Source organism: Micromonospora sp. NPDC093244 (assembly GCF_040683695.1).
Lineage (GTDB): Bacteria > Actinomycetota > Actinomycetes > Mycobacteriales > Micromonosporaceae > Micromonospora.
Genome location: NZ_JBFBEO010000001.1, coordinates 1204496 through 1217019, shown reverse-complemented (window position 1 = coordinate 1217019; position 12524 = coordinate 1204496). Strand labels below are relative to the sequence as shown.

Annotated in this window: 9 protein-coding genes; 1 reads left to right on the top strand and 8 read right to left on the bottom strand. The window is 69.7% G+C overall.

The features are described from left to right. Positions 1-20 precede the first annotated feature (20 nt). From AB0N27_RS05340 to AB0N27_RS05330, 3 genes are read right to left on the bottom strand one after another with little or no spacing between them, the layout of a single operon-like run. A complete protein-coding gene (locus AB0N27_RS05340; RefSeq protein WP_364363465.1) occupies positions 21-1004 on the bottom strand; it encodes an ABC transporter permease in 984 nt (327 codons plus the stop codon). Positions 1005-1006: 2 nt separating this feature from the next. Then, positions 1007-1978: an ABC transporter permease gene (locus tag AB0N27_RS05335; RefSeq protein WP_364363462.1), complete on the bottom strand. Its 972-nt coding sequence runs from the start codon at positions 1976-1978 to the stop codon at positions 1007-1009. Continuing rightward, complete coding sequence (locus tag AB0N27_RS05330; RefSeq protein WP_364363459.1) at positions 1975-3486, bottom strand: sugar ABC transporter ATP-binding protein; 1512 nt, start codon at positions 3484-3486, stop codon at positions 1975-1977. The genes AB0N27_RS05335 and AB0N27_RS05330 overlap by 4 nt, the downstream gene beginning before the upstream one ends. Positions 3487-4011: 525 nt before the next feature. Here AB0N27_RS05330 and AB0N27_RS05325 point away from each other — a divergent pair. Next, positions 4012-7566 (top strand): ThuA domain-containing protein, encoded by a 3555-nt coding sequence (locus AB0N27_RS05325; RefSeq protein ID WP_364363456.1) that lies wholly within the window; start codon positions 4012-4014, stop codon positions 7564-7566. A 78-nt stretch (positions 7567-7644) separates the two neighbouring features. On the opposite strand, the gene AB0N27_RS05320 is transcribed toward AB0N27_RS05325, so the two are convergent. The 5 genes from AB0N27_RS05320 to AB0N27_RS05300 form a co-directional block, all read right to left on the bottom strand. Continuing rightward, the gene (locus tag AB0N27_RS05320; protein WP_364363453.1) at positions 7645-8403 is read right to left on the bottom strand and encodes an SDR family oxidoreductase; all 759 of its coding nucleotides are present in this window, start codon (positions 8401-8403) and stop codon (positions 7645-7647) included. After that, positions 8400-9425 carry an alcohol dehydrogenase catalytic domain-containing protein gene (locus AB0N27_RS05315; protein WP_364363451.1) on the bottom strand — a complete coding sequence of 342 codons (1026 nt, stop codon included), beginning with the start codon at positions 9423-9425 and terminating at the stop codon, positions 8400-8402. The genes AB0N27_RS05320 and AB0N27_RS05315 overlap by 4 nt, the downstream gene beginning before the upstream one ends. Positions 9426-9492: 67 nt before the next feature. Further along, the gene (locus AB0N27_RS05310; protein WP_364363448.1) at positions 9493-10713 is read right to left on the bottom strand and encodes a mandelate racemase/muconate lactonizing enzyme family protein; all 1221 of its coding nucleotides are present in this window, start codon (positions 10711-10713) and stop codon (positions 9493-9495) included. A 1-nt stretch (position 10714) separates the two neighbouring features. Next, a complete protein-coding gene (locus AB0N27_RS05305; RefSeq protein ID WP_364363445.1) occupies positions 10715-11542 on the bottom strand; it encodes a carbohydrate ABC transporter permease in 828 nt (275 codons plus the stop codon). Further along, on the bottom strand, positions 11542-12522 hold the full coding sequence (locus AB0N27_RS05300) for a sugar ABC transporter permease (protein WP_364363442.1): 981 nt from the start codon (positions 12520-12522) through the stop codon (positions 11542-11544). Before AB0N27_RS05300 ends, AB0N27_RS05305 begins: the two co-directional genes overlap by 1 nt. Positions 12523-12524 lie beyond the last annotated feature (2 nt).

The window sequence follows — 12524 nt, the reverse complement described above, 5'->3', positions numbered from 1 at the left end:
CGTCGCACTATGGTTTCCCCTTATCTCGACGAAGAACGGGTTGCCGAGACCGCCACGGCGAGCAGGATGATCGCGCCCTGGACGGTCGACCTGAGGGCGCCGGAGACGCCGTAGAAATTCATGAGGGCGAACAGCAGTTCGAGGGTCAGCGCGCCGAGCATCGCGCCGACGACGGAGCCGCGACCCCCACCCAGGGCCACACCGCCGAGGACGACCGCGGTGATCGCGCCGAACTCCAGGCCCGCGCCGGCCTGGAACGAGACGCCGCTGTAGCCACCCAGGAGGATCGCCGCCACGGCCGCCGCGAGCCCGCTGAGGATGAAGGCGATGGTCCGGGTACGCCAGACGCGTACTCCGCTCAGCTCGGCGGTGCGCGGGTTGTCGCCGACGGCGACGAGCGTCCGGCCGAAGTCGGACCGCATGAGCAGCACGGCGAGGGCCGCGAGGACCAGCAGGACCAGCAGGGCGTACGGCAGGCGGCCGAGCACCGGCACGTCCTCGACGGCACGCCTGCCGAAGCGCCGGAACTCCTCGGAGAGCTGGCCCTTCGGCGCACCGTCGGACCACAGGTAGACGGCGCCGACGAGGATCAGGAACATGCCGAGTGTGGTGATGAACGACGGCACCCGCAGTCGCGTCGTGATCAGGCCGTTGACCAGCCCGACCACCGCCCCGAAGGCGAGCAGCAGCAGGACCACCGGCCAGGTACGCGCCGGATCGCCGTCGATCAGCCGGGCGGCCACGACCACCTGTGCGGTGACCAGCGAGCCGACGGAGAGGTCGAACTCGCCGGAGACGATCACGAAGTACTGGCCGGCAGCGAGCAGGATGATCGGCGCTGACCGACCGAGGAACGACATCAGCGACGACGGGGCCAGGAAGTCGGGCTGCCGGATGCCGACGAGCACCAGCAGCACCGCGAGGATCGCGAGGATCGGCAGGACACCACCGGGCCGGAGCCGGAGCACCCGCAGCGGCAGCGTACGGGGCTGGACGGTCTGCATGGCTAGGCCGCCTTTCGCATGGCTCGGCGGGCGTAGACGGCGACCGCGGCGATGATGATGGCGCCCCGGATCACCTGCTTGAAGAAGGCGTCGACCTCGAGCTGGTTGAAGATGGCGTCGATGCTGGCGAGCAGCAGCACGCCTCCGACGGTGCCGACGACACCGCCGCGCCCACCGGCGAGGGCGGTGCCGCCGATCACCACAGCGGCTATCGACTCCAGGTCGTACAGGCCCTCGGTGCCCACCCGCGGGGCGCCCGAGCCGAGCCGACTGGCGAGGTAGATCCCGGCGAGCCCGGCACACAGCGAGCACAGCACGTGGGCGGCGACGAGAACCCGGTCGTTGCGGACGCCGGAGAGCCGGGCGACCTCCGGGTCACCGCCGACCGCGACCAGGTGGTGGCCGAAGCGGGTCCGCGAGAGCGCGAACCAGGCCGCCCCGGTCACGGCGACCAGCAGCAGGAACGACAACGGCACCGGACCGATCCGCTGGTAGCCGAGGGTCTGCACCAGCGTGGGCGAGGTGGTGCCGGCAGGGCCGTCGTAGCCGCTGTCGAGGTAACCCTTGAGCAGCAGCCCGACGCCGAGGGTGGCGATGAACGCGTTGACCCGGAATTTCGTGACCAGAAGCCCGTTGAGCAGCCCCACAGCCGCGCTGACCCCGAGCGCCAGGAGAATCGCCGGCAGCAGCGCGCCGTCGCTGCCGTTCATCGTCTCGGCCGCGACAAGGGTGCTGAGGCTGATCACGTACGCCACGGAGAGGTCGAGCGAACCGCCGAGGATGACAAGGGTCTGACCCACGGCGACGAGCCCGAGGCCGGCGGCGACGTGCAGGAGGCTCACCGTCGTGGACTGGTTGAACAGTTGACCACCGTCGACGAGGACGACCAGCCAGCCGATGGCGAGAGTGAGGGTCAGGGCCACGAACACGCCCGGCACGGGGCGTCGGGCCGGCAGCAGCGACAGGGCACTCATGCGGCGGCCTCGCGTACGGTGCCGACGGCCAGGGCCATGACGTCCTCCTCGCTCGCGCCGGCGGGCAGTTCGCCGGCGATCCGGCCGTCGCGCATGACGACGATGCGGTCGCTCATCCCCAGCAGCTCGGGAAGATCGGACGAGATCATCAGCACGGCCGCGCCGTCTCGGGCCAGACGGCGGACGAGGTCGTGGATGGCCGACTTCGCTCCCACGTCGATGCCGCGGGTCGGTTCGTCGAAGAGCAGGATCCGTGGGTTGAGCGCGAGCCACCGGGCCAGGACGACCTTCTGCTGGTTGCCGCCGGAGAGGAAGCGGATCTCCTGGTCGTCACCTGCGCCGCGGATCTCCACGGCGGCGAGCAGGTCCCGTACCCGTGCGGTGCGGGCGGCGTGACCGGACCGGGCCGCGAAGACAGCCCGGCTGGCGAGCAGCGCGTTGTCGAGCACCGACTGCCGGGGCACGATCCCCTCGCCCTTGCGATCCTCGGTGACGTAGGCGATGCCGGCCCGCATCGCGGTGCGCGGAGAGCGGAGCCGGACCGGTAGGCCGTCGAGCGTGACGTCGCCGGTCGTGAACGGGGAGACGCCGAAGAGCGCGCGGGCCAGCGCCGAGCGTCCGGAGCCCTGGAGGCCGCCGATGCCGAGCACCTCGCCGGCGCGCAGCTGGAGGCCGACGTCGCGCAGCTTCCGGTTCCCCGCGTCGCGGACGCTGAGCCGTACCGGGCCGATGTCGTCGGGCGCGGCCCGGTCGGGGTAGTAGCTGGACAGCTCCCGGCCGACCATGTGCCGCACCAGCTCGTCGGCGGTGGTCGCGACGGTGTCCACAGTGGTGACGCGGCGGCCGTCCTTGAGGACCGTGATCCGGGTGGACAGGTCGAAGACCTCGGTGAGCCGGTGCGAGACGTACAGCAGGCCGATCCCCCGCTCCTGGAGCCGGCGCACCAGCCCGTAGAGCAGCTCGACCTCGTGGTCGGCCAACGCCGCTGTGGGTTCGTCCATGATGAGCAGGCGCGCGTCCAGGGCGAGCGCCTTGGCGATCTCGACGACCTGCTGCTGCGCGACCCCGAGACGTCCCACCCGGGCGTCGGCCGGCAGGGCGGTCTCCCCGATCGAGGCGAGTAGCCGAGAGGTGCGGTCGAGCATCTCCCGGCGGTCGACCAACCCGCGGCGGACCGGCTCGTGTCCCAGGTAGACGTTCTCCGCCACGGTGCGCTCCGGCAGCAGGTTGAACTCCTGGTGGATGATCCCGATGCCGGCCCGCTGGGCGTCGCGCGGTCCACGGAACACACGTGGCTCGCCGTCGAGTTCCACGGTCCCCCCGTCGGGGGCGTACCCGCCCGACACGATCTTCATGAGGGTGGACTTCCCGGCGCCGTTCTCCCCGACGACGGCGTGGACCTCGCCCGGCGCGACGTCGAGGTCGACACCGTCGAGCACGCGTACACCGAGGAAGGACTTGCCGATGCCCCTGAGGGTGAGCAGCGGCGCCGGCCGTGGGTCTGACATCCCGAAAGCCCTCGCAGACAGTAGTCATCAACAGGATTCGATGTGACCCTACGGTCACGTCAAGGACCTGAACATCGAACTTTCGTAGACATCGACGGATACTTACGTTCTTGCGGTACGAACATCCCCTTGACATCGCCGAAACATCACACGTATGAAGATAGATGTTTGGATAGGGGTCCGCAATCCTCGACCGGGGCTGATTGACGGGGCCACAGTAGAGCCGTCGGCGGCCTCTCCGCCAGCGGGTCGATCTCGCTCGCCGTCCACTGGGCAGGATGGCGGCGACGTTCATCAATTGACAGCTACCTATTGCTGGCTCATCCTGACCCCGTGAATCATCAGACGAAACCCGCGAGCTTCATCACGCTGGGTGACGTCCCCCGGTTCTGACTGCCGTCTTCGGCGAACGGCACGAGGGACCGACCACCACAGTCGTGCCCTCGCGCGCGTCCAGGCACAACCTGGCGCGGCGCGGGGCCCATGGCCGCTATCGCAGTTACCCGTCCGACCTAGGAGACGCCCATGCGTCGCAACACACTGCTCATCGCGATGATCGCCGGTTTGTTACTGGCGCTCGGCCTCGCGCCACCCGCCTCGGCGGCCCCGGCCTTCCGCGCCCTGCTGTTCACCAAGACCGTCGGCTACCGGCACGACTCGATCCCCGCCGGGATCTCCATGTTCCAGCAGCAGGCCGCGGCCAACAACTTCGAGCTGGTGCAGACCGAGGACTCCAGCGTCTTCACCCCGGCCAACCTCGCGACCTTCGACGTCATCATCATGTTCCAGACCTCCGGCATGGTCTGGACCTCCGCCGCCCAGCGCCAGGCCGTCGAGGGCTACCTGGCCAGCGGCAAAGGCATCGTCGGCGTCCACAACGCCACCGACATGGGCATCGAATCGGAGTACCCGTGGTGGGACCAGACCGTCAACGGTGGCGCCCACATGCCCGAGCACTCCCCCGGCGTGCTGCCCGGCACCGCCATCGTCGCCGACAAGCAGCACCCGTCGACGGCGGGCCTGCCGGACCGCTGGAACCGCAGCGAGGAGTGGTACAACTTCGACAGCAACCCGCGCGGCAACGTCCACGTCCTGGTGACCGCCGACGAGCGGACGTACAACCCGGGGTCCCGGGCCATGGGCCCGGACCACCCGATCTCCTGGTGCCGCAACGTCAGCGGCGGTCGCGTGTGGGCGACCGCGATGGGCCACGCCATCGACTCGTACAGCGAGACGAACTTCCGCAACCACGTCCTCGGTGGTGTCAAGTGGGCCGCCGGGAACGTCCCCGGCGACTGCGGTGGCACGGTGTGGGGCAACTTCGAGAAGAGGACCCTCGACGACAACACAGTCGACCCGATGGCGCTGGCCGTGGCACCTGACGGACGTGTCATCTACGTCCAGCGCGGCGGACAGGTCAAGATCTTCAAGCCCTCGACAAACAGCACCATCACCGCCGCCACGCTCAGCGTCTACACCGGAGGTGAGGACGGCCTGACCGGCATGGCGTTGGATCCGAACTTCGCCAGCAACGGGTACGTGTACCTGTACCACTCGCCGGCGAGCAGCACCACCGACGTCAACCGCGTATCGCGCTACACGCTCACCGGTGACACGCTCAACCTGTCCAGCGAGGCCCGGATCATCGACATCCCCGCCTACCGCGACCGCACGTTCCCCGAGCCCGGCCACACCGGTGGGTACATCGACTTCGGGCCGGACGGCAACCTCTACATCGCCACCGGAGACGACACGCCGCCGAACCTCGACCCCAACTGGCAGGGCTACGCACCGCTGGACTGGCGCTCGGGCAAGTCCAACCTCGACGCCGCCCGCAGCGCCGGCAACACCAACGACCTGCGCGGCAAGCTGCTGCGCGTCAAGCCCTCGGCCAGCGGCGGCTACACCATCCCGACCGGAAACCTCTACCCCCAGGGTACGGCGCAGACCCGGCCGGAGATCTACGCGATGGGCTTCCGCAACCCGTTCCGGTTCTCGATCGACCCGGCCAACGGCTGGGTCTACCTGGCCGACTACGGGCCGGACCGGAACCCGCCCACCACCAACCGCGGGCCCGAGGGGCTCGTCGAACTCAACGTGATCAAGTCGGCCGGCAACTACGGCTGGCCGTTCTGCCACGGTGACAACCAGCCCTACGCGCCGTACAACCCGGACACGGGCGTCGTCGGCGCGAAGTTCAACTGCAACGCGCCGGTCAACAACTCGCCCAACAACACAGGTCTGACCAGCCTCAAGCCGATCGTCGCGCCGAACATCTGGTACGGGTACGGCACCTCGCCGACCTTCCCGGAGCTGGGCTCCGGCGGCTCCGCGCCGATGGGCGGGCCGGTCTACCGGTACGACCCGGCGAACCCGTCCGCTACCAAGTTCCCGCCGTACTACGACGGTGTGCACTTCTTCTACGAGTGGTCCCGCAGCTTCATCAAGGAGGTGCACTTCGACTCCGCGACGGCGGTGACCAGGACCAACCCGTTCCTGCCCAACACGCGCTTCAACAAGCCGATGGACATGGAGTTCGGCAAGGACGGCTCGCTCTACCTGCTGGAGTGGGGCACCAACTTCGGTGGCGGCAACAGCGACTCCGGGCTCTACCGGATCGACTACATCCAGGGCGGCCGGTCGCCGATCGTCAAGGCCACCGGCACCCCGACCAGCGGCAGCGCGCCGCTCACCGTCCAGTTCAGCAGCGCGGGCACCGCCGACCCGGACCCGGGCAACACGCTGAGTTACCAGTGGACGTTCGGCGACGGCACCACCTCCACCGCCGCCAACCCGTCGCACGTCTACACCTCCAACGGCAACTACACGGCGCAGTTGAAGGTCACCGACAACACGGGTAAGACAGGCTTCGCCAACGTCCAGATCACCGTCGGCAACAGCGCGCCGGTGGTCACCATCACCACCCCGACCAATGGCGGGATGCTCACCTTCGGTGACAAGGTGCCGTACCAGATCAGCGTGACCGATCCGGACGGCGGGACGGTCGACTGCTCGAAGGTGTTCCTCAACCCGGCGCTGGGGCACGACGACCACGCGCACGAGACCACTGAGTACCCGGGTTGCTCGGGCACCATCTCCACCGACCTGCTCGGCGGGCACCCCGATGGCGCCAACCTGTTCTACGTGTTGAACGCGCGGTACACCGACAGCGGCGGTGCGGGTGGCGTGGCTCCGCTCACCGGCACCGCGCAGGCGATCCTCCAGCCGAAGCACAAGCAGTCGGAGTACTTCAGCAGCCAGTCCGGCGTACGGGTCGTCGACCAGGCGGCGGCGGAGAGCACCAAGCGCGTCGGTGACATCTCCAACAACGACTGGATCGCGTTCAGCCCGATGAGCCTGTCCGGCATCTCGACGGTCAGCTACCGGCTGTCGTCGCCGTCCGGTGGCGGCACGATCGAGCTGCGGGCCGGTTCACCCACCGGAACGCTGCTGGCCACGACACCCGTGCCGAGCACCGGCGGCTGGGACAACTACCAGTCCACGGCGCCGGTGAGTGTCGCCGCCCTCGCGGGGACGCAGACGCTGTACATGGTGTTCAAGGGCAGCACGAACAACTGGTTCGACCTCGACTCGCACACCTTCGGCGGGGCAGGGGTCGGCGTTCCCGGCACCGGCACGGGCACCGGCGTGGCGGGCAAGACCTGGACGCTCACCGCGCAGCACAGCGGCAAGCTGATGGACGTCAGCGGTGTCTCCACCGCCGACGGCGCCCAGATCAACCAGTGGGCGGCCACCGGGGGCAACAACCAGAAGTGGCAGGCCGTGGACGCCGGCAGTGGCGCGGTCTACCTCAAGGCGGTGCACAGCGGCAAGTGCGCCGAGGTGATCGGCGGCTCCACCGCGGCGGGCGCCTTCCTCCAGCAGGCCACCTGCAACAACAGCAACCAGCAGAAGTTCACCGCCACGGCCACGACGACGTCCGGGGTCTACAGGGTACGCAACGTGCAGAGCAACCTCTGCCTGGACGTCAACGGGTCCTCCACGGCGGACGGCGCCCGGGTCCTGCAGTGGACCTGCCAAGGCGCGAGCAACCAGCAGTGGAGGTTCACCCAGGTGTGACGAAACCGCACTGACGAAGGCGCCCCGGTCGGGGCCGGCATCCGAGCAACGGAGCCGGGCCCGGCCGGGGCGCTCCCGTCACCTGCCGAGCCAGCCGCCGTCGACGGGCAGCACGATCCCGTTGACGTAGTCCGACGCGGCCGACGCCAGGAACACCGTGGCACCACCGAGGTCGTCGGCGCGACCCCACCGTCCCGCCGGGATCCGGGCGAGGATCGCCGGTTCGCGCTCCGGGTCCTCGCGCAGGGCCCGGGTGTTGTCGGTGGCGATGTAGCCGGGGGCGATGGCGTTGACGTTCACCCCGTGGCCGGCCCACTCGTTCGCCAGCGCGCGGGTGAGCCCGGCAATGCCCGACTTGGACGCCGCGTAGCCGGGGACTGTGATGCCGCCCTGGAAACTCAGCAGCGACGCGGTGAAGATGATCTTGCCGTGGCCGCGCTCCACCATCGTCCGGCCGATCTCCCGGCTCAGCACGAACTGGCTGCTCAGGTTGACCTCGATCACGTGGTCCCACATCTCGTCCGGATGGTCGACGGCCGGCGTACGGGCGATCGTGCCTCCGTTGTTGACCAGGATGTCGATGGGGCCGAGGGCGGCGAGGTCCCGGCTCAGCCGGTGCACGGCTGCCCGGTCGGCGAGGTCGGCCCGCAGGGCGGTGAACCGGCGGCCGGCCGCGCGCACCAGGCGTTGCACCTCGCTGCCGTCGGCTTCGAGCTGGGCGGAGACCCCGATGACGTCGGCGCCGGCCAGGGCCAGTGCCTCGGCCATCGCGAGCCCGATCCCGCGCCGGGCGCCGGTCACCACGGCGGTCCGTCCGGTCAGGTCGAACAGGGTCATCGGTTTCCCTCCGACAGGTCGAGCAGGACCTTCATGACGCCGCCACCCTCCAACGCAGTGAACGCGGCGTCGGCCGCCTCGACGGGCTCGACCCGGGAGATGAGCTGCCGGGCCGGGATCGCGCCGGACGCGACCAACCGGATCGCCTCCACCACGTCGTCGCGCTGGTAGAGGCGGGCACCCAGCAACTCCAGTTCGCGCCAGAAGAACCGGTGCAGGTTGACCTCGCGCGGCCTGGGGTGGATCGCCACCATCACCAGCCGGCCCCGGGTGGTGAGGACGTCGACCGCGGTGGCGACACCGCCTGCGGAGCCGGAGACCTCGAACGCCACGTCGGCGCCCGCGCCGTCGGTCCGGTCGTTGACAAGTGCCACGACGTCGGTCGTCGTCGGATCGACCGCCTGGACCCCGATCCTGCCCGCCACGTCGCGGCGGAACGGGTCCGGCTCGACGAGGAGCACGCGCGCCCCCCGACCCCGCGCGACGGTGGCGATGAGCACTCCGACCGGACCGCCGCCCACCACGACCACCTGGTCGTCGGCGCTCACGTTCCCCCGGCGGACGTCGTGCACCGCGACGGCGACCGGTTCGACGAGCGCCGCGTGGTCCAGGGGCAGGTCCTCGGGCAGCGGCAGGACCAGGTCCGTCGGCACCGTCCAGGAGGACTGCATGGCGCCGGGTGAGTCGATGCCGAGGAAGTTCATGGAGTGGCAGATGTGGGAGAGCCCGCGTCGGCAGGCGGCGCACTCCCCGCACGGCCGGGTCGGCATGACGGTGACGGCCTGGCCGACGGTCAAGCCTGTGGCGCCCTCGCCGACTGCCGCGATCCGTCCGGACATCTCATGCCCGATGATCGCCGACGCGCCGACCCGCGCGTCCATGTCTCCGTGGTAGATGTGCAGGTCGGTGCCGCAGATCCCGGTGTAGGCCACCTCGATACGCACCTGGCCGCGGCCCGGTGCCTCCGGTGCCCGTTCCTCGACCCTGAGGTCTCGTGCGCCCCGGTAGACGACTGCCTTCATCGATCCTCCAACTCGGCGGTCGGAACGCCGTTCGTCCCGACCGGGTGGGTGGTCAGCTCACGTGTTGTCAGTGACGTGCGGTGGACGACACCTCGTTGTGCGAGTTCAGCGGCACCACGGGGACCTTGCGGGCGGAGACGGCGTCGACTCCTGCCAGCAACCGGCGCCCGGCCCGTTCCGGCCGGACGTTGGGGCTCTCGGCCGTCTGCGCGTGCGGGCGGCGGCTGGCCGCCCGGATCCGCTCCTCGTCGACGCGGACTCCCAGTCCGGGTGTGTCGGCGAGAACGAACGCGCCGTCCTCGACGTGGTGGTCGACTGTGACGCCGACCGGTGGGCGCAGGTCCTGAAGTTCGCTGGTCAGGTGGTTCGGGACCGATGTCGCCGCGTGCAGCAGCCCGATCGGGCTGTTGCCGATCGGGCTGACCGGCAGGTCGTGGGCGTGTGCCAGCGCCGATGCCCGCAGGAAGTGGGTGACGCCCCAGACGGCGGCCATCTGGACGATGTCGACCGCGCCGGCGGCGATCAGCGGCCGGTACTGTTCGAGCCCGGTGAGGTTCTCCCCGGTGGCGACCGACGCGTTGATCCCCCGGCCGACCGCCGCGTGGCCCTCGGCGTCCCAGCGCCGGACCGGCTCCTCGATCCAGATCAGGTCCAGGGCGCGCTCGATCTCCACCACGTGCCGGACCGCCTGCTTGCGGGTCCACGCCTCGTTCACATCGAGCATCAGACCCGGACGCAGCCCGTTCCCGGCCTCGGTCAGCACGTCCCGGACCAGGGCGAGGCGGTGCCTGTCGCGCTCGATGTCGAGGCCACCCTTGAGCTTGGCGGCCCGCAGGCCGTGGCTGGCGTAGACCTCGTACTCCGCGACGAGTTCGTCGTCGGTGAGCCCGATGTCGAGGCCGGACGCGTAGGCGGGTACGCGCCTGTCGCGCCCGCCCAGCAGTCGCCACAGCGGCTCCCCGACGGCCTGCGCCTTGATGTCCCACAGGGCCGTGTCGATGGCGCCGATGGTGCCGAACACCGGGCCCGCGTGGCCCGCCTTGAAGGTGTGCCGCAGCATGCGGTCGTACAGCGTGGTCACCGCCCGCGGATCTTCACCCTCGACGGCGGCGAAGATCCGCTCGATCTCGACGTGCGGCCCGAGGCCGACCCCCGAGATGCCCTCGTCGGTCTCGACGATGACGATCGACACCGGGACCACCCCGTCGGCGAAGACGCCGTTGGCATCGCCGACGGGCCGCCCCCATTCCTGGACCGTGGCGAGTGTCCGATATCCAGTGATCCGCATGTCAACCCTTCGTGGAACCGGCGGCGACGCCGTCGGCGATCTGGCGCTGGAGGAGCAGGTAGACCAACAGGACGGGTATCGCGGCGATCAGAACGCCCGAGGCGAAGGTGGGGATGTTGTCGGAGTACTGCCCGCGCAGGGACGTCACCCCGACCATCAGCGTCCGGTGCTCGGCCGAGGGCATCATCACCAGCGCCATGAGGACGTCGTTCCAGCAGAACAGGGCGTTGAGGATGCCGACCGACAGCAGCGCGGGGGTGCCCAGGGGCAGCATGATCCTGCGGTACACGCCGTACACGGTGTTGCCGTCGATCCGGGCGGCGTCGACGATCTCCGGCGGGATGCCCCGGTAGTAGCTGGTCATCAGAAAGACGGTGAAGGGCAGGAACTGCGCCACGTAGACGAGGATCAGACCGGGGTACGTGTCGACAAGCGCGGTGTCGGACATGATCCTGGCGAGCGGCACCATGATCACCTGGAACGGGATGAAGAGTCCGGCCAGGCATCCCAGGAACAGCGTCGACGAGCCACGGAACCGCAGCTGGCTCAGGGCGAAACCGGCCATCGACCCGAGCAGCAGCAGCAGGACCACCGACGAGGTCACCACGAACAGCGAGTTGGCGAAGTAGCGGCCCATGCCGACGCTGTTCCAGGCGGTGTCGATGTTCTCCCACCGCAGGGTGTCGGTCAGGGAGAACCGGTCCAGGATGTAGTCCCGGCGGGTCTTCATCGCGACGTTGGCGGTGAACAGCAGGGGGTAGATCGTCGCCACGGCGAGCAGCGACATGGGGATGGCGATCAGCCACCCTCCCAGGCGGAGGCGAGGCATCAGTCCTCCTTTCCGGAGCGCTCGAGCAGCTTGATCTGCAACAGCCCCACGACGAGCATGATCATGAAGAGGACCGTCGACGCGGCCGACGCGAGAGCCGGCCTGTTCATCTGGCCCTGCTGCTTCCAGATGTAGAACTCCGGCAGGTACGTCGCACCCTCCGGTCCGCCGCTTGTCATCACGTAGAGCAGCCCGAACATCGAGGTCAGCATCCCGATCATCGTGGTCACGAAGACGAACTGGATGGTGCGCGAGAGGCTCGGAATGATCACGTGCCAGACGACCTGGGGCATCGACGCGCCGTCCACACGTGCGGCGTCCAGCAGCGCGGCGTCCAGGGTGGCGAACCCGGCGAGGAACACCACGAGAGCCATGCCGAAGGTGGCCCAGATGTGCACGCCGACCACCATGAACATCGCGACACCCGGGTCGCCGAGCCAGTCGATCGGGCCGACCCCGACCGCCCCGAGGACGGCGTTGAGGGGGCCGTCGAAGGCGAGCAGCAGGTTGAAGATCGCGCCGACGATGACCGGGGACAGTACGGCGGGGAAGAAGTAGACGCTGCGGTAGAAGCGGTGCCCGGGCACCCGCAGGTAGATGAACGTGGCGAGCAGGCCCGGGATGGCCACCGCCACCGGCAGCAGCAGCACCAGCAGACCGACGTTGCTCAGCGCGGTCCGGAACAGCGGGTCGGCGAACAGCTCCCGGTAGTTGCCGAGCCCGACGGCCGTCCCGTTCTGCGCGCCGTCGCCGGTGAAGGAGAAGTTGACCCCCAGGACCAGCGGGTAGAGCCGCAGCAGGACGATGATCAGCACGGCCGGGGCGACCAGGACGTAGGGGGCGAGGCGCTCGGCCCCGGAACCGCCGCCGGCGCGACGGCGGAGGGCGCCGCCGCGCCGGGGGGACGAGGTGACCGCGGGCCCGCCGGCCCGCCCGGCCGGAGCCGGACGGACCGACGGGTGCGTGTTTCCGATCGGCACGT

Bases quoted from the DNA above. Each gene is read 5' to 3' on its own strand.
- AB0N27_RS05340 (WP_364363465.1), bottom strand. From the start codon at position 1,004: ATGCAGACCGTCCAGCCCCGTACGCTGCCGCTGCGGGTGCTCCGGCTC.
- AB0N27_RS05335 (WP_364363462.1), bottom strand. From the start codon at position 1,978: ATGAGTGCCCTGTCGCTGCTGCCGGCCCGACGCCCCGTGCCGGGCGTG.
- AB0N27_RS05330 (WP_364363459.1), bottom strand. From the start codon at position 3,486: ATGTCAGACCCACGGCCGGCGCCGCTGCTCACCCTCAGGGGCATCGGC.
- AB0N27_RS05325 (WP_364363456.1), top strand. From the start codon at position 4,012: ATGCGTCGCAACACACTGCTCATCGCGATGATCGCCGGTTTGTTACTG.
- AB0N27_RS05320 (WP_364363453.1), bottom strand. From the start codon at position 8,403: ATGACCCTGTTCGACCTGACCGGACGGACCGCCGTGGTGACCGGCGCC.
- AB0N27_RS05315 (WP_364363451.1), bottom strand. From the start codon at position 9,425: ATGAAGGCAGTCGTCTACCGGGGCGCACGAGACCTCAGGGTCGAGGAA.
- AB0N27_RS05310 (WP_364363448.1), bottom strand. From the start codon at position 10,713: ATGCGGATCACTGGATATCGGACACTCGCCACGGTCCAGGAATGGGGG.
- AB0N27_RS05305 (WP_364363445.1), bottom strand. From the start codon at position 11,542: ATGCCTCGCCTCCGCCTGGGAGGGTGGCTGATCGCCATCCCCATGTCG.